Genomic DNA, 24567 nt, shown 5'->3' with positions numbered 1-24567 from the left:
ATAAGAAAGTCAGCCCGGGACGTCATATGGCGCCCCGGGCCGGATGGTGTGGCTTACGCCCTGTCTCAGCGGATGTCCACCGTCTCGTAGGCCCCGTCGGTGATGGTGTAATACCGGTAGGACCCGGCAGCTTCACCCGGGCCGATCAGTTCGACGTTGGTCGCACCGACATAGTCGATGTCACCACCGGCGGCGAGAATGTCGAGCGCCTTGTCGAATTCGCCCGGAAGGATTTTCTCGCCCGGCGCGTTGGCCACGTCGAGCACATTGGCGGCAACGGCTTCGCGGGTGGCGGCACCGCCCTTGGCCATGGCGAGCGCGATCAGAGCGCCGGCGTCATAGCTTTCGCGGGTGTAGGTGCTGTCGACCAGAATCCCGGCATCGGTGCCCAGCTTGGTGAACATGTCGGTGCCTTCGCCTTCGGCCCAAGGCACGACGCCCAGGATGCCTTCGACGATGTCGCCCAGCCCGAGCAGGCTCTCGCCATACATGCCGTCACCGACGAGGAACATGTCGAAGGCGCCGGTGTCGACGGAGGACTGGATGATGTTCTTGCCACCCTGGTCGATATAGCCCAGCACGACGAGAAGCTCGCCACCGGCGGAGGCCAGTGCCGCGATTTCGGCGGAATAGTCGGCCTTGCCGTCTTCATGCGGCGCGCTCAGGGTGATTTCACCGTCGTAATTGGCGGCGAACGCATCGGCGAGGCCCTTGCCGTAATCCGAGTTGTTGTAGGTCACGGCCACGGAGGTGATGCCTTTTTCCTCCAGCACATCGGCGAGGATTTCGCCTTGGCGCGCATCGGAGGGCGAGGTGCGGAAGAACAACCCGTTGTCTTCGATCGAGCTCAGGCCCGGCGAGGTGGCGGAGGGCGAAATCATCACGACGCCGTTCGGCACGGCCACGTTGGAGAGAACCGCGCCGGTCACGCCGGAGCAGTCGGCGCCCATGATCGCCACGACCCCATCGGCGGTGATCAGGCGTTCGGCGGCGGCGGTGGCGGCGGAGGCGTCCACACAGGTGCTGTCACCGCGCACGGAACTGATGGTCGAACCGCCGAGGAATTTGCCGGTTTCGGAAATTTCCTTGAACGCAAGCTCCGCACTGTCCGCCATATGCGGCATGATGGTTTCGAGCGGGCCGGTGAACCCGAGAAGGATACCGACCTTGACGTCTTCGGCAAAGGCCGCACCGGTCATGAGCGTGGCGGCCGTGGTCGCCAGAAGCAGCTTTTTCATAAAAGAATTCTCCCTGTTTGGATCTTGTCCTGGCCCGGAGACTAGACGGGCTTTGACCGGATGGAAAGATATGCCGTCCCGTTCCGGGAGCGGATCGCGCCAGGAATGGGGGCATTTGCTCAAATTCTGAGAGCCTTGCGGGATTCGGTCGCAGAAGTTTCGCGCTATGCGTGTGCTTGCCGTGACAGCGACACCCGACTCGGCCTCATGATTGACCGTGCGTCTCGGCGCTCTAGCTCACTCAAGAGGAAAATGTGATGACATCTGCGATGAAAGAGGTGCTCCGATGATCCGTATGTTGACCTGCCTGATCCTCCTTGCTCTGCCGCTTCCCGCCGCCGCTGTCGAGCGTATGGCCGGGGCCCGCACGGTGGAGGTCACGCCGATGGTCACCGGGCTGGACGCGCCCTGGTCCATCGGGTTTCTGCCGGATGGCGGTGTATTGATCTCCGAGGTGGACGGGCGGCTTTTGTGGCTCGACGCTGGGGCGCTGCGCGAGGTGTCCGGCGTGCCAAAGGTCTGGGACGCCGGGCAAGGCGGCTTGCTCGACGTAATGGTGCCAAGCGATTTCGCTGAGAGCCGTGAGATTTTCCTAAGCTATTCCAAGCCGATGCAGGGCGGGGCGGGCACGGCGCTTGGGGTCGGGCGACTGATAGGAGGGCGGCTTGAAGGCTTTCGCGATCTCTTCGTGATGGAGAACGGCAGCCGCAAAGGCCAGCATTTCGGCTCCCGCATCGTCGAGGTCCCGGACGGTACGCTCTACCTCACGGTGGGTGAGCGCGGTGACGGCGCACTGGCGCAGGACCTGTCGCGCGCCAACGGATCGGTGCTCCGGCTCAACCGCGACGGCACGATCCCCGCCGACAATCCTTTCGTCGATCAACCGGATGCCTTGCCCGCGATCTGGTCCTATGGCCATCGCAACCCGCAAGGCGCAGCGCTCGACGGGCAGGGGCGGCTTTGGGTCAACGAACACGGGCCGCAGGGCGGTGACGAGATCAACCTTGTGAAAAAGGGCGCGAATTACGGCTGGCCGCTCACCACCTATGGCGAGAATTACGGCGGCGGGCGGTTTGCGCCGATGACACTTGCGGGCACTGAGCCGCCCGCGCATCAATGGACGCCCTCGATTGCGCCCTCGGGCTATGCGATCCATTCCGGGCGCCTGTTCCCGGAACTCAAAGGCGCACATCTGATAGGCTCGCTGAAGTTCGATTATATCGCTGTCTTGTCCCCCGATCTCAGCCGTGAGACGCAGTGGCAATGGCCGGAAACCGGGCGTGTGCGCGACGTGGTCGAAGCGCCCGACGGGGCGATCTGGTTTCTCTCGGTGATCGACGGGGTGGCCTACCGGATTGCGCCCGCGCGCTGAACGCATAAGAAATAGGCCATTGCGACGCAATTGCGCGGCTTTTCGCGTCTGTTTTGGGTTTTCTCAAGGCCTGACACTCTCTATAACTCCGCAGACCGACCGCGTTTGCTACCGCTAACGGCTGCGCGGGAGGGAGGAGAATATCAACCGTTTTGGAGTAAAGACGATGACGGATTGGGTGAAAACCGCATGGCGCAACAAACCGCGTGTGCAGATGCCCGACTATACGGACGAGGCCGCGCTGACTGCCGTCGAGGCACAGCTTGCCAAATATCCGCCGCTCGTCTTTGCGGGCGAGGCGCGCAAGCTGAAACGCGATCTGGCCAAGGCATCGCGTGGCGAGGCCTTCCTTCTGCAAGGCGGCGATTGCGCCGAGAGCTTTGCCGAATTCGGCGCGGATCAGATCCGCGACACATTCAAGGTCATGCTGCAAATGGCCATGGTCCTGACCTTCGGTGCGAAAGTTCCGGTGATCAAGGTGGGCCGGATGGCCGGTCAGTTCGCGAAACCGCGCTCGGCCCCGACCGAGACCGTGGGCGGCGTCGAACTGCCGTCCTACCGGGGCGACATCATCAACGGCTTCGATTTCACTGCCGAAGCGCGTATCCCCGATCCGAACCGCATGCTTCAGGCCTACACTCAGGCCGCGGCGTCGCTGAACCTGCTGCGCGCTTTCTCCAAAGGCGGGTTTGCCGATATTCACCGGGTGCATTCCTGGACGCTCGGCTTCACGGAATCGGACGAGGCGGAAAAATACCGCGACATGGCGAACCGCATTCAGGATGCGCTCGATTTCATGAAAGCGGCGGGCATGACCTCCGAGAACAACCACGAACTGGCGACGGTGGATTTCTACACCTCGCATGAGGCGCTTCTGCTGGAATACGAAGAGGCGCTCTGCCGCGTTGACAGCACCACCGGCGCCACGATTGCGGGCTCCGGCCACATGATCTGGATCGGCGACCGCACCCGTCAGCCGGACGGCGCGCATGTCGAATTCTGCCGTGGGGTGCAGAACCCGATCGGTCTGAAATGCGGCCCCTCGACCAGTGCCGAGGATCTCAAGGTTCTGATGGAAAAACTGAACCCGGAGAATGAGGCCGGGCGTCTCACGCTGATCGCACGTTTTGGCGCGGGCAAAGTGGCGGATCATCTGCCGCGCCTCATCGAGACGGTGAAATCCGAAGGGGCGAATGTGGTCTGGTCCTGTGACGCCATGCATGGCAACACGATCAAATCCGACAGCGGTTATAAAACCCGCCCCTTCGAGCAGGTGCTCTCCGAGGTGCAGGAATTCTTCGCGGTACATCGCGATCAGGGCACCATCCCGGGGGGCGTGCATTTCGAGATGACCGGCCAGGATGTGACCGAATGCACCGGGGGGCTGCGCGCCGTGTCGGACGAAAACCTCGCCGACCGCTACCACACCGCTTGCGACCCGCGCCTCAACGCGTCTCAGTCGCTGGAACTCGCGTTCCTCGTGGCCGAAGAGCTGCAAAAGGGGCAGACGCCGGAGAGCCTCGCTGCCTCCGCGTAAGTCTATGCGCAATCAAGAAGTCGAAAGCCGGGCCTCGCGCCCGGCTTTTGTCATTCCCCACGATGGAAGATGAAGCAATTCCCGACCGCCTCATAGCCCGCCGCCTCATAAAACGACATCGCGCCGGGGGCGGAGAGCAGCAGGTGAGTCTTGACCTCCGGCGCCGCCTTGACGGTTTCGCGCAGCAGTGCCTTGCCGATGCCGCGTCCCTGAACCTTGCGGTCGACGGCGAGATCGGAACAATAAAGGCAATAGGCGAAATCGGTCACGGAGCGCGCCACGCCCACCAGATGTCCCGCCGCATCGCGCGCCGTGACGATCAGATCGGAGCCAGCGAGCATCTTGGAAATCCGCTGCGGCTGATCGACAGGGCGGCGTTCGGCGAGCGTCGAGGCCGCAAGCAGCGCAAGGAATTCAGTGGCGGAGAGGTCCGGCTCCAGGGCGTAGGTGATCATGCGTGGCACTCCTGTTTGGACAGAGAGGAGCATGCCAGCGCGTCATTGAAAAGCAAAAAGGCGTGGCGCCCCCACAGGTGCCACGCCGGAACCGCCTTCCGGTGTTGTTGTTTTCTGGGCGGTAAGTGTTCCTGTCGCCTCACTCGTCGGTTTTCACCAGACGCAGCACCGGCTTGCCGCGCGGGCGCATCGGTTCCTGACGCGGGGTCGCCTCGGTGCGGGGGGCGTCCGCACTGGCCTCGTCATAGGCGCGTTTGGCCTCGGCGAAACCGGCGGGCACAGGCGTGCCTTTTTCCGTGGTTTCAAAGCTCTGCTCCATCGGATTGCCCAGAAGCGGGCGCGACTGGACATTGGCCACCTCGAAACGGCGCGGCTGACGGCCGATCTCACCCTTCGACTGGAGACAGCCGAGAATGCGGTTGACGTCGCCCAAATCGGATTTCAGCGGGCAGAGCAAAAGCTGCGCATCCATCGCGCCGCGCCCGATGCCGCGTTCGGCCTTGAGCGCGATCGTGGCGATCTGCGGGGTTTCGAACACGGCTTCCAGCGCCTCGGAGAGTTTCGCCCGGCTTTCCGGCACGAACATGGCGGTCAGCGGCATGCCGCGCACTTCCATGCCCATGAGATCGGTGAGATGCATGCCCGCAAGACGGAACCGCGCCACGCCGGGGGCGATGCGTTCGAGGATGAAGGCGAATTCCAGCGCCGATTGCATGCCGCGCGGATCAATCTCGGAGCGCGCGGGCACCGGACGGCCATTGCGCAGGCCCTCCCAATAGGCCTCCACGGTTTTCAGCGCAGGATATTGCGCAGCGCCCCGGCGGGGCATGAGGGATACGACATTCGAGCCACTGACATATTCGATCTTCATCTCGTCACCTGTTACTTTTCCGACGGGCCTGGGGCGGTCTTCCGCTCTGGCGGTGCGTTCGGAGGCGGGCGGCCGTTCTGAGCACTGGTCCGGAGCTGTCTGGGCCCGGGCGATCCCGCGGGTTGTTATCTCATCTTCGCGGCGGTCTGGCTGGATCTTGCAAGCCTGACCGCTGTGTTGACCTGAATATGCCACGAACTTGCCCGATTTGGTGGAAAAACCTAACCAGTGGTTAACATGGGACGAAATATTCCATGGAATGGTAGGGAATTTCTTAAGACTTCGTTCGGCATCATGCCCATATTAACCATGTAAATCACATGAAAACAAATATTTGCAGAAGCATCTTGATCTGGCGTTAACGAATTTTTCCGATCTGTATCCCACTTTGCGGATAACGGTAAAATTTTAAATATCGGCCGCGATGAGGCCGGACGGGGGCGGATCGGACAGAAAACGGCGGCGCAAGTGAGTCCTTTTGCAGGCCTCCCACCACATTCCGGTCACATTTTGCTCCCGTCTTGTTCCGCCCTGTCGCAGGGGCGGGCCGCTTTTCAAGCCGCAAACGGGCTGATAAGGACAAGGCCAAGACCGTCTCAGGGAGAATTTTCACATGACTGCGGAGCGGAATGCGGATCGTCGCGGCCTTCTCATCATTCTGTCCTCGCCCTCGGGCGCGGGCAAATCGACGCTGGCGCGGAAACTCATGCAGTGGGACGAGAGCCTGAGCTTTTCCGTCTCCGCGACCACGCGGCCGCCGCGCGAAGGCGAGGATCACGGGGTGCATTACCATTTCGTCGACGTGCCGAGCTTCAAGCATATGGTGGACCAGGGCGAGATGTTGGAGCATGCCAATGTCTTCGGCAATTTCTACGGCTCGCCCGCCGGTCCGGTCCGCACGGCGATCGAGGAGGGGCGCGATGTGCTCTTCGACGTCGACTGGCAGGGCGCGCAGCAGATTTCCAATTCGGTGTTGCGCGATCACGTCCTGTCGGTTTTCATCCTGCCGCCCTCGATCACCGAGCTGCGCCGTCGCCTCGAAGGTCGCGGTGTCGATACGCCCGAGGTGATCGCGAAACGCATGGAACAGAGCTGGGACGAGATCAGCCATTGGGACGGCTATCACTATGTGCTGGTGAACGACGATCTGGACGTGACTTTCGAACGGCTCAAGACCATCGTATCGGCGGAGCGCCTGAAACGCGCGCAGCAACCGGGGCTGATGAGATTCGTGCGCAAGTTGCAGGCGGAATTCGAGGAGGTCGAGGGATGACGCTTTACACACTGGACAATCACGCGCCGGTTCTGCCGGAGAATGGCGACTTCTGGGTGGCGCCCGATGCCAATGTCATCGGTAAGGTGGTGTTGGAAGAGGGCGCGAGCGTCTGGTTCGGCGCGACGCTGCGCGGCGACAATGAGGTGATCCTTGTCGGCGAGGGCACGAACATCCAGGAGAACACGGTTTGCCACACCGACATGGGCTATCCGCTGACCATCGGCGCGGGCTGCACCATCGGCCACAAGGCGATGCTGCACGGCTGTACCATCGGCGAGAATTCCCTGATCGGCATGGGAGCGACGGTGCTCAATGGCGCGAAGATCGGCAGGAACTGCCTGATCGGCGCCTGTGCCCTGATCACCGAGGGCAAGGAAATCCCGGATGGATCTCTGGTGATGGGCAGCCCGGGCAAGGTCGTGCGAGCGCTGTCGGAGACGGAGATTTCCCGGCTCAGAGGCTCGGCGCTGCATTACCAGCAAAACGCGCAGCGCTATCGCGACGGGTTGCAACAGATCGGATAAGGAAAGGGGCCGCACGGCCCCTTTTTCGTGAGCGGCTTGTGTCTGGCCTCAGTGCAACGAGGCCAGCACCCGTATCGGTTCCGGGCGCAGCACATCGAAATCAAGGCCCGGATAATGGCTGCGCAATTCGTTGCGGATGATCTCCGGGCGCGGCAGGTCACGGGCAAGCACGCGATAGGCGCCCTTGTAGCGCGCGGCACTCAGGAAATCCGCGAGATCGAGACAATCGAACTGATCGGAAATCGCCGGGGAAATCACGCTGTCGGGGCAAATGCTATGCAAAATCTCCGGGGTGAGGTCTGAGAATTCGATGAAAAACACCCCGCTGCGTTCGGGGAAATGCTTTTTCAGGGTCTGCATGCGCTGAGGCTCTCCGACCATCAGGATCATGCCGCCGGCGCCGGGTTGCGCCCCGCGTCGTCCCGCAACGAACTCTCCGAAAGCCGTTTGTCTTACGGTTCCCATGGGCCGGGTCCCCATCTGTTTCTGCCTCGTCCTCTCTGAGGAAAGGGGTAAAGTATCGAAAATGCAACAATATTTTTTCTGAATTCGGAAAAATTCGCAAATTGAAAAAATCATGGCGCGGTTTAAGGCAGGAGAATGTGGATCGCGCTTGGCCTGCCCGGACTGTCATGAAACAGTTACATCGCCACTTTAGGCAGGCGCGCAGACAGGATTTCCGATGCAATACAGTTTCAAATCTTCTTCCCGAGACAGCGAGATGGTCAGCGCCCTGGCGGATGCCATGCCGTTGCCTGTCGTGGTGATCGGGCGGGACGAACGCATCATGGCGGCCAATGCCCCGGCGCGTGGTCTGTTCAACGAACAGATGGTCGGGCGGCATTACATCACCGTTCTGCGCCAGCCGATGCTTCTGGATGCGATCGAGAACGTGCTGCGCCTGTCGCACCCGGCCGAAGCGGTCTATCGCGTCACCGAAAGCCAGCGCGAACTGGTCTATGACGTTGTGCTGCGCCCGGTGATCGTCGGCGATTTCGCCTGTGTCACGGTCGCCTTCGAGGACAAGACCGAGGTCTATGAGGCCGGGCAGATGCGGCGGGATTTCGTCGCCAATGTCAGCCACGAGCTGCGCACGCCGCTGACCGCCGTGCTGGGCTTCATCGAAACGCTTCTGGGACCTGCGGCGGAGGACACCTCGGCACGGGAACGCTTTCTCGGGATCATGGATCGCGAGGCCAAGCGGATGAATCGGATCGTCGGGGATCTCTTGTCCCTGAGCCGGGTCGAGGCAGAGCGTCGGGTGCGTCCGACCGATCATGTGGATGTCTCGGCGATTCTGCGCTCCGTCGCGCTCAATCTTCAACCGGTGGCCAAGGCCCAGGACGTGACCTTGATCGTCGAAGGGGTCGAGGGCTGCGAAGAGGTGCCTGGCGATCACGACCAGCTCATCCAGGTTTTCACCAACCTGATCGAGAATGCGATCAAATACGGCGGCCGCGGCAAGGAGGTGCGGGTCTGCCTGACGTCGCACACGGATGAGCCGACCATGCGCTCGCAGGCGGTGCGGGTAGATGTTTCCGATCAGGGCGACGGCATCGCCGCCCAGCACATTCCGCGCCTGACCGAACGATTCTACCGCGTCGATTCGCACCGCTCGCGCGAAATGGGCGGCACCGGGCTGGGCCTGGCCATCGTGAAGCACATCCTGAACCGGCACCGCGGGCGTCTTCGGATCGAAAGCCACGCGGGGCAGGGCAGTTGCTTCTCCGTCATCCTGCCCTACGAATAAGCGTCACATAAACCTGTCACAAACCGTTTGCGGCGACCGGATAGTCCCTCCATTTGCCTGCCAGTGTTCGGTCGGTAAAGGTTAATTTCCTGTCACAATCCTTGACGGAATGTCACAGGAAAGGTGCGAAACAGCCGAAAACCCCTGCGTTTTCTCGACTAATCCGAAAGATGTCGAGGAAATCCACGCCATCTGTCATGAAACTGTTACACTAGTTTCACAAAAGCATTGCACGTCCCCCCTAAACCGCCCAGCGAGAGAGCAATACCGCTCTCGGACATAGAGCAAATCAGGAGCATACGATGTCCTTTGTGAAACTGACCGCCTCCGCGATCGCGATCGCAGCCGTCTCCGCCACCGCCGCGAGCGCCCGTGATCAGGTGCAGGTCGCCGGTTCCTCCACCGTTCTGCCCTACGCTTCCATCGTCGCGGAAGCTTTCGGTGAAAACTTCGACTTCCCGACCCCGGTCGTGGAATCCGGTGGCTCCTCCGCTGGCCTGAAACGCTTCTGCGAAGGCGTCGGCGAAAACACCATCGACGTGGCCAACGCCTCCCGCAAGATCAAAGACAAAGAGATCGCCGCCTGTGCCGAAGCCGGCGTGACCGACATCATCGAAGTGCGCATCGGTTACGATGGCATCGTGTTCGCCTCCCAGCTCAACGGCCCGGCCTTCACCGCCTTTGAACCGGCTGACATCTTCAACGCTCTGGCCGAGAAAGTCCTGAAAGACGGCGAGATCGTTGCCAACCCCTACACCCAGTGGTCCGAGTTCAACGCCGATCTGCCCGCCGCCGACATCATGGCCTTCATCCCGGGCACCAAGCACGGCACCCGTGAAGTCTTCGAAGAAAAAGTGCTCCTGGCCGGCTGTGAAGCCACCGGCGCGATGGAAGCCATGGTTGCTTCCGGCATGTCCGAAGACGACGCGGAAGACGCCTGCATGGCGGTTCGCACCGACGGCAAATCCGTGGACATCGACGGCGACTACACCGAAACCCTCGCTTCCATCGACGCCAACCCGAACGGCATCGGCGTGTTCGGTCTCGCCTTCTACGAGAACAACACCGACAAGCTGAAAACCGCGACCATGTCCGGCGTCGAGGCCACCACCGCCTCCATCGCCTCCGGCGACTACCCGGTCTCCCGTCCGCTCTACTTCTACGTGAAGAAAGCCCACATCGGCGTGATCCCGGGTCTGAAAGAATATGCTGAGTTCTTCATTTCCGACGACATGGCTGGCCCGGACGGCCCGCTCGCCGAGTACGGCCTCGTGTCCGACCCGGAACTGGCCGCCACGCAAGCTGCTGTCGCTGCTGAAGACACCATGCAATAAGCCTCGGGGGTACCCCCAAGGTTTGCACGAAGACAGAGGCGGCGCGGGAGATCTCGCGCCGCTTCCCGCCGGAAAGCCCCGCCGACACCGGCAGATCGCTTTTCGAAATCCCTGCACCGGACCGGTCCATTCCTCCCCCGGTCCCGCATAGGAGCAGCTCCATGCCCGTTTTGTGGCTTTTCATCCTCGTTCTGGCCCTTGGCCTCATCGGATTTGTTCTCGGGCGCGCCCGTGCGCTTAAAGATGCGCAGGGCGATATTCGCCTGCTTCACTCTCTCCCAAGCTATTACGGCTCCAACGTGCTTTTGGCCACGTTGATCCCCGGTTTCGCGGTTCTGGTGCTCTGGCTGATCGTCCAGCCGATGGTGATCCACGGTCAGGTGGCGGGTATGATCCCGGAGCGCGGCCTGACGGATTACGGTTCTCTCAACCTCGCCATGTCCGATGTGCGTCGCGTTGCCGACGGGCTCGACATCGCGGTTGAGCAGGGTGCCCTGAGCGCCGAACAGGCCCGCGACATCCGCACCGAGTTCACCGACATTCGCGGCCGCCTCGGCGAGGTCGGCGTGGCGCTCGGCTCCAATGTGCAGCCCTATGTGCTTCAGGCGGCGCAGACATACCGGACGATGAACGCAACCGGCCACTGGCTGATGACCGGGGCCGTTCTGGCCGCCGCCATCGCGGGCTTTGCCGTGGCCTTCCTGCGCACAGGCAAGGACCTGCGGGCGCGCAACTCCGTCGAACGTGTGATCCTGATGCTGCTTCTGTCGGCGGCCTCCATCGCGATCCTGACCACGGTCGGCATCGTGCTGTCGCTGATTTTCAACACCATCGAATTCTTCAAGCTCTACCCGGCCACGGATTTCTTCTTCGGCACCACATGGGCGCCGTCCTTCGGTGGCGGCTCCGAGCTGGGCATTCTGCCGTTGTTCTGGGGCACGTTCTATGTCTCGCTGATCGCGCTGGTCGTCGCGGTGCCGATCGGGTTGTTTGCCGCCGTCTACCTGTCGGAATACGCGGGTCCCAAGGTGCGCGCGATTGCCAAGCCGCTTCTCGAAGTGCTCGCCGGTATCCCGACCATCGTCTACGGTCTCTTCGCGCTCCTGACCGTCGGGCCGCTTCTGATGTCGGTCTTCGGCGACGGAGGCCTCGGCTGGATGCAGGGCGGGCGTTCCGTGATGACCGCGGGTCTGGTGATGGGCGTGATGCTCATTCCCTTCGTCTCCTCGCTGTCGGACGACATCATCAATGCGGTGCCGCAAGCGATGCGCGACGGCTCTCTGGGTCTCGGTGCGACGAAATCCGAGACCGTGAAACAGGTCGTACTGCCCGCAGCCCTTCCGGGCATCGTCGGGGCCATCCTTCTGGCCGCCTCGCGCGCCATCGGCGAGACCATGATCGTGGTGCTGGGGGCAGGGGCCGCAGCCAAACTCAACATGAACCCGTTCGAGGCGATGACCACCGTGACCACGCGGATCGTCTCCCAGCTCACCGGCGATGCGGATTTCTCCTCGCCGGAAGCGCTGGTCGCCTTTGCCTTGGGCATGACGCTGTTCGTCATCACCCTCGGCCTCAACATCGTCGCGCTCGTGATCGTGCGCAAATACCGGGAGCAGTATGACTGATGTCCGACTTTACCGCTGATAACGGCCCCGCCAAAGCCGCGGGCAAGAGCTCGCTCTTCACGCAAACCGCGCGCACCAAACGCCGCAATGCCGCCGAGACCCGGTTCAAGGTCTATGGCATCGGTGCCATCGCGCTCGGCCTGTTCTTCCTCGTGGCGCTGCTGTTCTCGATCATCACGAACGGCATTCCGGCGTTCAAGCAGACCTTCGTCACCATCCCGGTGGAGCTGACCGAGGCCAAGCTCGACAAGAACGGCAATCGCGATCCGGCCGATCTCGCCAAGGTCACGACCTTTGGCTACAAGCCGCTCGTGACCAATGCCCTGGTTGCGGCGCTGAAAGAGCAGGGGATCGAGATCCCCTTTGCCAAGGAAAAGGATGTCGAGGATATCCTGTCCTCTTCCGTGGCCGCCCAGGTGCGGGACACCGTGCTCGCCAACCCCGACCTGATCGGGCAGACGGTCGATTTCCGGCTTCTGGCTTCGTCCCGTGTCGATGGCTATTTCAAGGGCCGTGTGACCCGCGACAGCCTGGCGCGTGACAAGAACCTCGACGCCGAACACCTTGACGTGGCCGATGCCATGGTCAAGGCGGGGCTGATGAAGACCTCGTTCAACCCGGCCTTCATCTTCGGTTCCGACGCCTCGGAAAGCCGCCCGGAACAGGCCGGGATCGGGGTCTCGATGGTGGGTTCCTTCTTCATGATGATGGTGGTGCTGGTGCTGTCCCTGCCGATCGGTGTGGCCGCCTCGATCTATCTCGAGGAATTCGCGCCGCAGAACAAATGGACCGACCTGATCGAGGTGAACATCTCCAACCTCGCCGCCGTGCCGTCCATCGTCTTCGGTATTCTGGGCCTCGCGGTGTTCATCCAGTTCGCCCATCTGCCGATGTCCGCGCCGCTCGTGGGTGGTCTGGTGCTGACGCTGATGACGCTGCCGACGATCATCATCTCGACGCGCGCCTCGTTGAAGGCCGTGCCGCCCTCGATCCGCGATGCGGCTCTTGGGGTCGGCGCCTCCAAGATGCAATCGGTGTTCCACCATGTGCTGCCGCTCGCCATGCCGGGCATCCTCACCGGGACCATCATCGGTCTGGCGCAGGCGCTTGGCGAAACCGCACCGCTTCTCTTGATCGGTATGGTGGGTTTCATCGCCTCCAACATGCCCGACGGGATTGCCGCCGCCTTCCTGTCGCCGAACTCCGCCATGCCGGCCCAGATTTACGAATGGGCCAAACGCGCCGATCCGGCCTATTATGAGCGGGCCTGGGGCGGCATCATCATCCTTCTTCTCTTCCTGATGACGATGAACATCATCGCCGTCATCCTGCGCCGCCGTTTCGAGCGCCGTTGGTAACGAGGTCATTTGAGGTTAGACCCATGAACGATATGCGAATTGTGAGAAAAGACGTGGACATGAACGACACCAAAATCTCGGCCAAAGGCGTACAGGTCTTCTACGGCGACACCCACGCGATCAAGGACGTGGACGTGGAGATCAAGGACAAGACCGTGACCGCCTTCATCGGCCCGTCCGGCTGTGGCAAGTCCACCTTCCTGCGTTGTCTGAACCGGATGAACGACACGATCGACATCTGCCGCGTCGAGGGCAACATCTTGCTCGACGGCGAAGACATCTACGACAAGCGCGTCGACCCGGTGCAATTGCGGGCGAAAGTGGGCATGGTGTTCCAGCGTCCGAACCCCTTCCCGAAGTCGATCTATGACAACATCGCCTATGGCCCGCGCATCCACGGCCTCGCCAAGAACAAGGCCGATCTCGACGAGATTGTTGAAAAGGCGCTGCGCCGTGGCGCGATCTGGGACGAGGTCAAAGACCGGCTGGACGCGCCGGGCACTGGTTTGTCGGGCGGTCAGCAACAGCGTCTGTGCATCGCGCGCGCCGTGGCGACCGAGCCGGAAGTGCTGCTGATGGACGAGCCGTGCTCTGCGCTCGACCCGATTGCGACGCTTCAGGTCGAGGAACTGATTGATGAATTGCGCGAGAATTTCTCCGTCGTCATCGTGACCCACTCGATGCAACAGGCCGCCCGCGTCAGCCAGAAAACCGCCTTCTTCCACCTGGGCAACCTTGTGGAATATGGTGATACCGAACAGATTTTCACCAACCCGAAAGATGAGCGCACCGAGAGCTACATCACAGGTCGGATTGGGTAAGGCCGGATCGGCTCAGGAGAGAACCATGCATAACGACAGCAAACATATTGCCTCCGCCTTCGACCGCGATCTCGAAGCCATTCAGGCGATGATCATGAAGATGGGCGGGCTCGTCGAAGCCGCCATCAAGGATGCCGCTCAGGCCCTCGAAGAGCGCGACGTGGAACTGGCCGAAAAGGTGCGCGAAGCGGACAAGGCCATCGACAAGCTCGAAGAGGATGTCAACGAGGAAGCCGCGCGGCTGATCGCGCTGCGCTCGCCGACCGCTTCCGATCTGCGCACGGTTCTGACCGTGATGAAGATCTCGACCAATCTCGAACGCTGCGGCGACTATGCCAAGAACCTCGCGAAGCGCACCGGCGTGCTCGTGAACATGCGTCCGATCGAAGGCGCGGCCCCCTCGATCCGCCGTATGGCGCGCGAGGTGGAGGAAATGCTGAAACTGGCGCTCGACGCCTATATTCAGCGCGACGTCTCCATGGCCAACGAAGTGCGTCACCGCGACCTCGACGTCGATCAGATGTACAACGCCCTGTTCCGCGAGTTCCTCACCTATATGATGGAAGACCCGCGCAACATCACCGCCTGCATGCATCTGCATTTCATCGCCAAGAACATCGAGCGCATGGGCGATCATGCCACCTCGATTGCCGAACAGGTGATCTATCTGACCACTGGCGAAATGCCGGAAGACGCCCGTCCGAAAGGTGATTTCACCTCGCAGGCCGTGGACGCGGAGGATCTCTGATGTCCGCAGACCAGCCCCGTGTTCTTGTCGTCGAGGATGAACCCGCCCAGCGGGAGGTGCTCGCCTACAATCTCGAGGCCGAAGGCTTCGCCGTTTCCAAGGCGGAGAACGGCGATGACGCGCTTCTCTATGTCGACGAGGACAACCCCGACATCATCGTCCTCGACTGGATGTTGCCCGGGGTTTCCGGCATCGAGATCTGTCGTCGTCTCAAGACCCGGCCCGATACCCGCGAAATCCCGATCATCATGCTCTCGGCGCGTTCCGAAGAGGTGGACCGGGTGCGCGGACTCGAGACCGGAGCCGACGATTACGTGGTGAAACCCTATTCGGTGATCGAACTGATGGCCCGCGTGCGCACCCAGTTGCGCCGCGTCCGTCCGGCGGCCACCGGGCAGGTGCTCGAATACGATGACATCCGCCTCGACAGCGAGACTCACCGCGTCACGCGCGGCGCCGAACAGCTCAAACTCGGCCCGACCGAATTCCGGCTTTTGTCTACGTTTATGGAGAAACCGGGGCGGGTTTGGTCGCGTGAGCAATTGCTCGACCGGGTCTGGGGACGCGACATTTATGTCGATACCCGCACGGTGGATGTCCATATCGGCCGGCTGCGCAAGGCGCTCTGTCAACACGGTGGCGAAGATCCGGTGCGCACGGTGCGTGGCGCGGGTTACGCGCTCGGCTGAGCCCCGACACGAAACGCGTGCAAGAAATGAGCAGAGAAGCACCGGTCCCGCCAAGGGTCGGTGCTTTTCCGCACTGAAAATGCGAAGAAAAATCCGCCTCTCTTGCCGAGCCCCGTCAACCTGTGCTCAGATGATTTGAGCAAATTTCGACAGGTGGCGGATCAGGGCGGAGCATGACGGATCTTTATTTCAAGGAACCCGCACATTTGCGGACCTATCGCGGCATTCGCGAGTTGATCTTGTCCGGCGATCTCGTCCCCGGCGAACCGGTAACGATCAAGGGGCTGACCGACCGGCTCGGCGCGGGCATGACGCCAGTGCGTGAGGCGATCCGGCGTCTGACCTCGGAAGGCGCGCTGATTTTTCACGGCAACCGTAGGGTGACGGTCCCGGCGCTGACACTCTCCGAGGTGGACGATCTGATTTTCGCCCGTCTGGCTCTGGAGCCGGAACTGGCACGCCGTGGCGCGGAGCGGATGACGGAGGAGGGGATCGAGGCTCTGGTGGCGGTGGACCGCGAGATCGACGTCGCCATGGGGCAAGGCGACATGCGCGGCTATATGATCTACAACCACCGGTTTCACATGCAGCTTTACGCCCCGGGCAGGAGCGAGGTGATCAGCCCGATCATCGACACGCTCTGGCTGCGCTGCGGTCCGGCGCTTCGGGTGATGTGCACGCGGTTCGGCAACCAGAACCTGCCCGACATGCACCGCGTGGCGATCGAGGCGCTGAAGCGTCACGACAGTCAGGGCGTGGCGGAGGCAGTGCGGCGCGATATTCTTCAGGGGATGGAGAATATTCGCGCCATTGTCGCCGAAACAGAAGAGTTCACGTAAAAGTTGAGATTATACGGAAATCGCCTTGATTTCGCAGAAATCTTCGATGCCGTAAATGCCGCCCTCACGACCGTTCCCCGACAGCTTGTAGCCCCCGAAGGGCGAGCCGTAGGAAATATCCGAACCGTTCAGATGCACCATGCCCGCACGAATTTCGCGCGCCATGGCCATGCCGCGGGCTTGGCTGTCCTCGCTGGTGCCGGTCTGGATATAGGCGGCGAGGCCGTAAGGCGTATCGTTGGCAATCTCCACCGCCTCGTCGTCGCCGTCATAGGCGATCATCACCAGAACCGGACCGAACACCTCTTCCTGAGCGATGCGCATGTCGTTGGTCACATCGCCGAACACGGTCGGACGGCAGAAATAGCCACGGTTGAACCCTTCGGGCCGGCCCAGACCGCCCGCGACGAGCCGCGCACCGTCTTCGATCCCGGCCTGAATGAGGCTTTGCACCCGATTGTATTGCATCTGCGACACGAGCGGGCCGATGTGATTGCCGGGCTGGGCGGGAAGGCCGATTTTCGTGCTCTCGGCGACCTCTTTGGCGATCTCCATCGCGGTCTCGTAATGGCTCTGCGGGATCAGCATACGCGTCGGTGCGTTGCAGGACTGGCCGGTGTTTTGGAAGCAATGGCGCACGCCGCGCTTCACCGCCTCCTCGAAATCGCAATCGTCGAGAAGGATGTTCGGCGATTTGCCCCCAAGCTCCAGCGTCACGCGTTTCACGGTCGCGGCGGCGGCTTTGGAAATCTCCACACCCGCACGCGTCGAGCCGGTGAAGGACACCATGGCCACATCCGGGTGCGACGAGATCGCAGCGCCCACCGTCGGCCCGTCGCCATTGACGAGGTTGAACACGCCTTTCGGCAGGCCCGCTTCCTCAAGGATCTCGGCATAGAGCAGTGCGCTCATCGGGGTGAGTTCCGAGGGTTTCAGCACCATGGTGCAACCGGCGGCGAGGGCAGGGATCACCTTCAAAGCAATCTGGTTGATCGGCCAGTTCCACGGCGTGATAAAGCCGCAAACCCCGATCGGCTCATGCAGGATCAGATCGCCCGGCCCGTTGCGATGTTCGAAGTCGAAGGCTTCGAGCGCTTTCACCACGCCATCGAGATGGCCGATGCCAACGGCGGCCTGCGCCCGGTCCGAAAGCGAAATCGGCGCCCCCATTTCCTCGGTGATCGCGGCGGACATCTCGTCGTAGCGGCTCTGATAGACCTCACGGATTGAGGCCAGAAGCTCAAGGCGTTCGGATTTCGTGCTGTGCGAAAAGGACGGGAAGGCGGCTTTTGCTGCGGCCACGGCGGCATCGACATCGGCTTTGGTTCCCAGGGCAACCTCGGCAAAGACCTCTTCGGTCGCCGGGTTGATCACGTCCACCATGGTGCTGCCCAGAGGCGCTACCCAAGCCCCGTCGATATAGAACCTGTCGGTTTTCAATTCCGTCATTTTCGCCTCTTATCCTGTTGTCTTTTATATCTTGTCGCGCAGAGCATACCACGTCATCGCCAGCGCCAGAAGCGGCGTCCGAAGGCTCGGCCCGCCGGGAAAGCGCGGGCTGGGCAGCGATTGCATCAGATCGAACCGCGCCGCCTGACCTTCGACCGCCTCCGCCGCGATCTGGCCCGCGAGCGTGGCCAAAGCGACGCCCTGACCGGAGAATCCGGCGATGGAGATCGACGATGGCCCGAGGCGCGCGAAATGCGGCAGGCGGGACATGGTGATGCCCAGAGTGCCGCCCCAGGCGTAGTCGAGTTTGGCGTCTTTCAGCTCCGGGTAAACACCCAGCATCGGCGCGCGGACTTTGGCGCGAATGTCGGTCGGAAACTTATAGCCGTAACTCTCACCGCCGCCGAAAATCATCCGGTTGTCGGGCGACATGCGGTAGTAATTGATCACGAAACGCGAGTCCGCGACGGCATGGCGGTTCGGGATCAGCTTGGCGGCAAGACCCGAGGGCAGGGGGGCGGTGACCGCGATGAAATTGTTGATCGGCATGACGTGATGCGCAACGTCATGGTCGAGATTGTTGTGATAGCCATTGAGCGCAAGGATCAGGTGATCGGCCTCGATGACGGCCTGATCGGTATGGATGCGCGGCTTGCCTTTGGTCTCGACCTTGGTGGCCCGCGACAGCTCATGAAGGCGCGCACCTGCGGCCTCGGCCAGACGTGCAATCGCGAAGGCATAGCGCAGCGGGTGCAGATGACCGGACCCCATATCGAGCGTGCCGGAATGATAGTCCTCAGACCCGGTCTCATGGCGCACCGCATCGCGGTCGAGGTAGCGGATTTTGTCGTAGCCGTAGACCTTGTGCATGTGATCCACATGCTTTTGCGAATGGTCGGAAAACCGCGCGCGATGGTTGGCGTGGATCACGCCATCGCGCCAGTCGCAGTCATCCCCGCTCTCGGACAGGATCGTTTTGACCAGACTCACGGCCTCGGCGCCCAGATCCCAGAGCATCCGCGCGTCATCCATGCTGACATGAGTCTCAAGCTCGTCTTGTTCGAGCCGTTGTCCCATCGACACCTGACCGCCATTGCGCCCCGAAGCCCCGGAGCCGACGCGCGACGCCTCCAGAAGCACCACGTCGAGCCCGCGCCGTGCCATGTGCAGCGCCGCCGACAGCCCCGCATAGCCGCCACCGACAACACAGACATCGGCCTTGATCGTGCCGGTGGCAGCCGGGTAGGGGCCGGGCGTCTCCGCTGTGGCGGCGTACCACGATTGCGGATGTTCGCCCAAGCGGTCGTTATAGGTCAGGATGTCCATACGGAACTCAGGCGTTCAGCCCCTCCGCATTGATCCGCTCCAGCGCTTCATCAAGAGACTTGCGCGCGCGGTCGATGAGAATGTCGACCTCTGCCTTGGTGATGGTCAGCGGCGGCGAGATGATCATCCGGTCGCCGACATGGCGCATCACCAGATTGTTCGCGAAACACCGCTCGCGGCAAATATAGCCGACCGTGCCCCCGGGGGCCTTGAACTTCGCCCGCGTGGCCTTGTTCGGGGTGAGGGCGATGGAGCCCATGAGGCCGACGATCTTGGCCTCGCCGACCAGCGGGTGATCGACCAGCGCTTCCCATTTTTCCTTGAGATAGGGCGCGATCTCCTTGCCCGCACGCTCGACGATGCCTTCCTCTTCCAGAAGGCGGATGTTTTCGAGCGCCACGGCACAGGCCACCGGATGGCCGGAATAGGTGTAGCCATGGGCAAACTCGTCGCCCTCGTCGATCACATTGGCGATCTTGTCGGACACGATGGAGGCGCCCAAGGGGATATAGCCGGAAGTAATGCCCTTGGCGCAGGTCATGATGTCGGGCGTGATGCCCATGGTCTGGCTGCCAAACCAGTTGCCGGTGCGGCCAAAGCCGGTGATGACCTCATCGACGATCAGCAGGATGTCGTATTTTTTCACGATGCGCTGGATTTCCGGCCAATAGGTGGCGGGCGGCACGATCACGCCACCGGCACCTTGCACGGGTTCCGCGATGAAGGCGGCGACAGTTTCGGGTCCGAGTTCGAGAATTTTCGCCTCAAGCTCCTGCGCGCGTTGCAAACCGAAGTCTTCGGGCGTCATGTCGCCGCCTTCGGACCACCAGTCGGGTTGGTCGATGTGGTGAATGCCGGGAATCGGCAGACCGCCCTGAGCGTGAATGCCTTTCATCCCGCCGAGAGAACCACCGCCCATGGTCGAGCCGTGATAGCCGTTCCAGCGCGAGATCACGTTGAAACGCTCGGGTTGGCCCTTGAGCTCCCAATAATGCCGCACCATACGCAGGTTGGTGTCGTTGGAATCCGATCCGGAACCGTTGAAGAACACATGGTTCAGATCGCCCGGTGCAATCTCGGCGAGTTTCTTCGCCAGCATGATCGCGGGGACGTGCGAGGTTTGGAAAAAGGTATTGTAGAAGGGCAGTTGCTTCATCTGGCGCGCCGCCACATCGGCCAGTTCCTCGCGCCCGTAGCCGACATTGACACACCACAGGCCCGCCATGGCGTCGAGAATTTCTTCGCCTTCGCTGTCGGTCAGCCAGACACCCATGGCCTTGGTGATGATGCGCGCACCTTTCTCAGCCAGTTCAGCCCCGAAGGTGAACGGGTGCATATGGTGAGCGGCATCGAGCGCTTGCAGCTCGGCGGTGGGCAGGTGGTTGTCTTGCATGGTCTTTATCCTTTATCGCCGGACCGTTCGAGGGCATCGCACCCGAGAGGGGAGCAATACCGGGTGGCCATGACGGGTCGGGGATCGTTTTGATCCGTCTTTGGAAAAATATGATCAAATTATGAGGCGGTCAAGCATGAGCCGTTGTGCAGACACACTCAGGGGGCTGTGTGCACAACTTTGCGCCAAAGGATTGAGCAACGGTTCTGCGATAGCGTCTTCAACACTGACCAGAGCCGGGGATCGCAGCCTGTAACGCCATGATCGCGCAGGGTTTGTGTATACGTCGGACCAGGGGCACTGGCTTCGATCATGCGTTCTGCGGAGATCGTCCATACTGTGCGACGTCCTAACGTAGACGTGGCGGAACCGCGTTTTCGGGGAAGTTGGACCAATCTGAAATTGTCTGATAATTGGTATTATGTATAATATATACAAATACCAAGATGAGATATTGCTCGTAATCCCTTAATATTCCATCAGAAACTCGGTGGCGTCGCGGCGCTTACCACTTCACAGGGTTCCGGTCCGATCTGGCGGAAACGGTGCGGTGTGCGGCTTTCGAAGTAATATGCATCGCCCGGTCCGAGGATCTTGCGCTGATCGCCCACGGTCACCTCGACACGGCCGGAAATCACGATTCCGGCTTCTTCGCCCTCATGACCGTACATCACACGGCCGGTGTCCGCGCCGATCTCGTAGCGTTCGCGCAGCATCATCATCGCCCGACCAAAGAGCGATTGCCCGACCTGTTTGAGCGAGACCTTGCCTTTGCCGATCTCGGTCAGCTCCTCGGCGGCGTAGAAGATCTGCTGTTCGGCCACGGGTTCGATGGCGAAGAATTCCGACAGTCCGATGGGTACCCCCGCGAGGATCTTGTGCAGCGCGCCGACCGACGGGTTCATCTTGCCACTCTCGATGAGCGAAATGGTCGAGTTCGGCACACCGACCTTCTTGGCCAGAGTGCGTTGAGACAGGCCCGCGCGTTCGCGCACGACACGCAGCCGGTGGCCGAGGGCCAGATCGTCGGAGGTGTTGTGGGTGTTCATTATCGACCAAACAGTTGTGAGCTATCACCGTAATACAATGTGTTACAAAAATAAAGAAACAGACTTTTTGAAAATAATAAAACCCCTAATCTCAGGAGCAAGGCACAGAACATCGCGCCAAATCGGCGCCCTGAAAGGACAGATCATGTTGAAATCGACTGCAAATACCGAAATCGAATCCCGTCGCAAGGCGGCTCTGGCCCGCGGCGTGGGCGTACTCACCGACCATTATGCGGTGAAAGCGGAAAACTCGGAAATCTGGGACGAAGATGGCAATCGCCTGATCGACTTCGCCTCCGGCATCGCCGTGCTGAACACCGGCCACCGCCACCCGAAGGTCATCGCAGCGGTCGAGAAGCAGCTCGCCTCCTTCACCCATACCTGCCACCAAGTGGTGCCCTATGAACCCTATGTTCGTCTCGCCGAGCGCCTGAACGCGCTGGCTCCTGGGGACTTTGACAAGAAATCCCTCTTTGTCACGACTGGCGCAGAAGCACTTGAAAATGCCGTGAAAATCGCGCGTGCGGCCACGGGTCGATCGGCGGTGATCACCTTCAACGGCGGCTTCCATGGCAGGACTTTCATGACCATGTCGATGACCGGCAAGGTGGTGCCGTACAAAGTCGGTTTCGGCCCAATGGCCGCCGACGTGTTCCACGCGCCCTACCCCAACGCGCTGCATGGCATCTCCGTTGACGACAGCCTGAATGCCATCGAGCACCTGTTCAAGGCGGATGTCGATCCGGCCCGAGTCGCGGCCATCGTGTTCGAACCCGTGCAAGGCGAAGGCGGCTTCAACCCGGCCCCGAAAGAATTCGTCGAACGTATTCGCAAGCTCTGTGACGATAAGGGCATCGTGATGGTCGCCGACGAGGTGCAAACCGGCTTTGCCCGCACCGGCACCGTGTTCGCGATGGAGGCTTACGGCATCGCGCCGGATCTCACCACCATGGCGAAAAGCCTTGGCGGTGGCTTCCCGATCTCTGCCGTGGTCGGCAAGGCCGAGATCATGGACGCGGCCGGTCCGGGCGGTCTGGGCGGCACCTATGGCGGCAACCCGCTGGCGATTGCGGCGGCGAACGCCGTGCTCGACGTCATCGAAGAAGAAAAGCTTTGCGACCGCGCCAATACGCTCGGTGATACGCTGAAAGCCCGTCTCGAAGCGCTGAAAGCCGATGTGCCGGAGATCGTCGAAGTGCGCGGTCCGGGCTTCATGGTCGCGGCCGAATTCTGCCACGCCGACGGCACCCCTGCCCCGGAACTGGCGAATGCGATCCGGGTCGAGGCGCTTAACCGTGGCCTGCTTCTGCTGACCTGCGGCGTCTATGGCAACGTGATCCGCTTCCTCGCGCCGATCACCATTCAGGACGATGTGTTTGCAGAAGCGCTCGATATCCTCGAAAACGCTGCCAAAGCGGCAAAAGGACTCTGAGATGCGTGAGCTGAACGATAAAACCCTTCTGGAAACCCGCGCCTATGTGAATGGCGTCTGGGTCGAAGGCAAAAACACCTTCCCGGTGGAGAACCCCTCCACCGGAGAGGTGATCGCCCATGTCACCGACCTGTCGGCGGAAGATGTGGCCATGGCGATTGATGCCGCCCATGCCGCGAAAAAGGCCTGGGCCGCGACCGGCGTCAAGGAACGCTCCGCGATCCTGCGCAGGCTGTTCGATCTCATGGTCGCGAATGCCGACGATCTGGCGACGATCCTCACCGCCGAGATGGGCAAGCCCTGGGCCGAAGCCCGTGGCGAAATTCTCTACGGTGCGTCCTATGTCGAATGGTTCGCGGAAGAGGCCAAGCGGATCTATGGCGACATGATCCCGGGGCCGACAAACGACAAACGTATGGTGATCGTCAAGCAACCGGTGGGCGTGGTCGGCTCCATTACGCCGTGGAACTTCCCGAACGCCATGCTGGCGCGCAAGATGGCCCCTGCCCTTGCTGCCGGCTGCACCATGGTGGCACGACCGTCCGAGTTCACGCCGCTCTCCGCACTGTCTCTTGCCGTTCTGGCAGAGCGCGCGGGCGTGCCCGCCGGCGTGTTCAACGTGCTGACAGGGCTCGACGCCGCAGGCATGGGCCAGGAGATGTGCGCCAACGAGAAAGTGGCGAAAATCACCTTCACCGGCTCGACCCGCGTGGGGAAAATTCTGCTCGCACAGGGGGCTGGGACGGTCAAGAAAATGTCCATGGAACTGGGCGGCAATGCGCCTTTCGTGGTGTTCGACGATGCCGATGTCGACGCGGCGGTCGAGGGCTGCATGCTTGCGAAATTCCGCAACAACGGCCAGACCTGCGTCTGTGCCAACCGCATCTATGTTCAGTCCGGAATCTATGATGAATTCGCCGCGAAACTGGCGAAAGCGCTCGATGGCCTGACCCTTGGCGACGGGTTCGCCGAAGGCGTCAACACCGGCCCGCTGATCAATGCGGCGGCGGTCGCGAAGGTCGAAAGCCATATTGCGGATGCGGTCGAGAAAGGCGCGGAAGTGGTCACCGGCGGCAATCGTTCGAACCTCGGCCAGACCTTCTTCGAACCGACGCTTCTCAAAGGCGTGACGCAGGAGATGAAGGTCGCCCGCGAGGAAACCTTCGGCCCGCTGGCGCCGCTGGTGAAATTCGAGACCGAGGAGGAGGCGCTCGCCTTCGCCAACGCGACCGAATTCGGGCTGGCCTCCTATTTCTACACCTCTGACCTGAACCGCACCTGGCGTGTGGGCGAGGCGCTGGAAAGCGGCATGGTCGGCATCAACACCGGTGCGATTTCCACGGAAATGGCCCCGTTTGGCGGCGTCAAACAGTCCGGCATGGGCCGCGAAGGCTCAAAATACGGCATGGACGATTATCTCGAGATCAAGAACCTCTGCTTCGGCGGGTTGACCTGATATATCATCGAAGACGGGCGGCCAC

22 protein-coding genes are annotated in these 24567 nt (G+C 61.6%); 14 read left to right on the top strand and 8 right to left on the bottom strand.

Annotated elements, in window-relative coordinates; genetic code table 11:
* Positions 1-65: 65 nt before the first annotated feature.
* The gene (locus CEW89_RS03660; RefSeq protein ID WP_066709788.1) at positions 66-1238 is read right to left on the bottom strand and encodes an ABC transporter substrate-binding protein; all 1173 of its coding nucleotides are present in this window, start codon (positions 1236-1238) and stop codon (positions 66-68) included.
* 286 nt (positions 1239-1524) lie between these two features.
* Here CEW89_RS03660 and CEW89_RS03655 point away from each other — a divergent pair, with 286 nt between their 5' ends.
* Both CEW89_RS03655 and CEW89_RS03650 read left to right on the top strand, forming a co-directional pair.
* Positions 1525-2610, top strand: a complete 1086-nt coding sequence (locus tag CEW89_RS03655) for a PQQ-dependent sugar dehydrogenase (RefSeq protein WP_096804937.1) — start codon at positions 1525-1527, stop codon at positions 2608-2610.
* A gap of 166 nt (positions 2611-2776) precedes the next feature.
* The gene (locus CEW89_RS03650) at positions 2777-4147 is read left to right on the top strand and encodes a class II 3-deoxy-7-phosphoheptulonate synthase (protein WP_096804936.1); all 1371 of its coding nucleotides are present in this window, start codon (positions 2777-2779) and stop codon (positions 4145-4147) included.
* 50 nt (positions 4148-4197) lie between these two features.
* Here the strand turns inward: CEW89_RS03650 and CEW89_RS03645 are convergent, their stop codons facing one another.
* Both CEW89_RS03645 and CEW89_RS03640 read right to left on the bottom strand, forming a co-directional pair.
* A complete protein-coding gene (locus CEW89_RS03645; RefSeq protein WP_096804935.1) occupies positions 4198-4602 on the bottom strand; it encodes a GNAT family N-acetyltransferase in 405 nt (134 codons plus the stop codon).
* A 139-nt stretch (positions 4603-4741) separates the two neighbouring features.
* Entirely contained in the window at positions 4742-5473 is a 732-nt protein-coding gene (locus CEW89_RS03640) for a PAS domain-containing protein (RefSeq protein WP_096804934.1), read from the bottom strand.
* A gap of 613 nt (positions 5474-6086) precedes the next feature.
* On the opposite strand from CEW89_RS03640, the gene gmk reads away from it, so the two are divergent.
* Positions 6087-6746 carry a guanylate kinase gene (gene gmk / locus CEW89_RS03635; protein WP_096804933.1) on the top strand — a complete coding sequence of 220 codons (660 nt, stop codon included), beginning with the start codon at positions 6087-6089 and terminating at the stop codon, positions 6744-6746.
* A complete protein-coding gene (locus CEW89_RS03630; protein WP_066709802.1) occupies positions 6743-7273 on the top strand; it encodes a gamma carbonic anhydrase family protein in 531 nt (176 codons plus the stop codon). The genes gmk and CEW89_RS03630 overlap by 4 nt, the downstream gene beginning before the upstream one ends.
* Before the next feature lie 48 nt (positions 7274-7321).
* On the opposite strand, the gene CEW89_RS03625 is transcribed toward CEW89_RS03630, so the two are convergent.
* Positions 7322-7738 (bottom strand): hypothetical protein, encoded by a 417-nt coding sequence (locus CEW89_RS03625; RefSeq protein ID WP_066709805.1) that lies wholly within the window; start codon positions 7736-7738, stop codon positions 7322-7324.
* 256 nt (positions 7739-7994) lie between these two features.
* Between CEW89_RS03625 and CEW89_RS03620 the strand changes: the two genes are divergently transcribed.
* From CEW89_RS03620 to CEW89_RS03585, 8 genes are all read left to right on the top strand, one after another.
* On the top strand, positions 7995-9023 hold the full coding sequence (locus tag CEW89_RS03620; protein WP_238379794.1) for an ATP-binding protein: 1029 nt from the start codon (positions 7995-7997) through the stop codon (positions 9021-9023).
* Between the two features lie 302 nt (positions 9024-9325).
* On the top strand, positions 9326-10357 hold the full coding sequence (locus CEW89_RS03615; protein ID WP_066709810.1) for a substrate-binding domain-containing protein: 1032 nt from the start codon (positions 9326-9328) through the stop codon (positions 10355-10357).
* 161 nt (positions 10358-10518) lie between these two features.
* A complete protein-coding gene (pstC, locus tag CEW89_RS03610) occupies positions 10519-11982 on the top strand; it encodes a phosphate ABC transporter permease subunit PstC (protein WP_066709814.1) in 1464 nt (487 codons plus the stop codon).
* A complete protein-coding gene (gene pstA, locus CEW89_RS03605) occupies positions 11982-13340 on the top strand; it encodes a phosphate ABC transporter permease PstA (protein ID WP_096804932.1) in 1359 nt (452 codons plus the stop codon). The genes pstC and pstA overlap by 1 nt, the downstream gene beginning before the upstream one ends.
* 23 nt (positions 13341-13363) lie before the next feature.
* Complete coding sequence (pstB, locus tag CEW89_RS03600; protein ID WP_096804931.1) at positions 13364-14161, top strand: phosphate ABC transporter ATP-binding protein PstB; 798 nt, start codon at positions 13364-13366, stop codon at positions 14159-14161.
* A gap of 25 nt (positions 14162-14186) precedes the next feature.
* The gene (phoU, locus tag CEW89_RS03595; RefSeq protein ID WP_066709831.1) at positions 14187-14909 is read left to right on the top strand and encodes a phosphate signaling complex protein PhoU; all 723 of its coding nucleotides are present in this window, start codon (positions 14187-14189) and stop codon (positions 14907-14909) included.
* Entirely contained in the window at positions 14909-15598 is a 690-nt protein-coding gene (phoB, locus tag CEW89_RS03590; protein WP_066709834.1) for a phosphate regulon transcriptional regulator PhoB, read from the top strand. Before phoU ends, phoB begins: the two co-directional genes overlap by 1 nt.
* Positions 15599-15771: 173 nt before the next feature.
* Positions 15772-16437: a GntR family transcriptional regulator gene (locus CEW89_RS03585; RefSeq protein ID WP_096804930.1), complete on the top strand. Its 666-nt coding sequence runs from the start codon at positions 15772-15774 to the stop codon at positions 16435-16437.
* A 9-nt stretch (positions 16438-16446) separates the two neighbouring features.
* On the opposite strand, the gene CEW89_RS03580 is transcribed toward CEW89_RS03585, so the two are convergent.
* From CEW89_RS03580 to CEW89_RS03565, 4 genes are all read right to left on the bottom strand, one after another.
* A complete protein-coding gene (locus tag CEW89_RS03580; protein ID WP_096804929.1) occupies positions 16447-17886 on the bottom strand; it encodes an aldehyde dehydrogenase family protein in 1440 nt (479 codons plus the stop codon).
* Between the two features lie 24 nt (positions 17887-17910).
* A complete protein-coding gene (locus tag CEW89_RS03575; RefSeq protein ID WP_096804928.1) occupies positions 17911-19212 on the bottom strand; it encodes an NAD(P)/FAD-dependent oxidoreductase in 1302 nt (433 codons plus the stop codon).
* 7 nt (positions 19213-19219) lie between these two features.
* On the bottom strand, positions 19220-20605 hold the full coding sequence (locus CEW89_RS03570; protein WP_096804927.1) for an aspartate aminotransferase family protein: 1386 nt from the start codon (positions 20603-20605) through the stop codon (positions 19220-19222).
* A gap of 479 nt (positions 20606-21084) precedes the next feature.
* Entirely contained in the window at positions 21085-21654 is a 570-nt protein-coding gene (locus CEW89_RS03565; protein ID WP_066709850.1) for a cupin domain-containing protein, read from the bottom strand.
* A gap of 145 nt (positions 21655-21799) precedes the next feature.
* On the opposite strand from CEW89_RS03565, the gene CEW89_RS03560 reads away from it, so the two are divergent.
* Together CEW89_RS03560 and CEW89_RS03555 are read left to right on the top strand one after the other, a co-directional pair.
* Positions 21800-23086, top strand: coding sequence for a 4-aminobutyrate--2-oxoglutarate transaminase (locus CEW89_RS03560; protein ID WP_096804926.1), 1287 nt, complete (start codon positions 21800-21802; stop codon positions 23084-23086).
* 1 nt (position 23087) lies between these two features.
* Positions 23088-24542, top strand: a complete 1455-nt coding sequence (locus CEW89_RS03555; protein WP_096804925.1) for an NAD-dependent succinate-semialdehyde dehydrogenase — start codon at positions 23088-23090, stop codon at positions 24540-24542.
* Positions 24543-24567: the final 25 nt, after the last annotated feature.

The organism is Celeribacter ethanolicus (assembly GCF_002407265.1).
Lineage (GTDB): Bacteria > Pseudomonadota > Alphaproteobacteria > Rhodobacterales > Rhodobacteraceae > Celeribacter > Celeribacter ethanolicus.
This window is presented reverse-complemented; position numbering and strand designations above follow the sequence as displayed.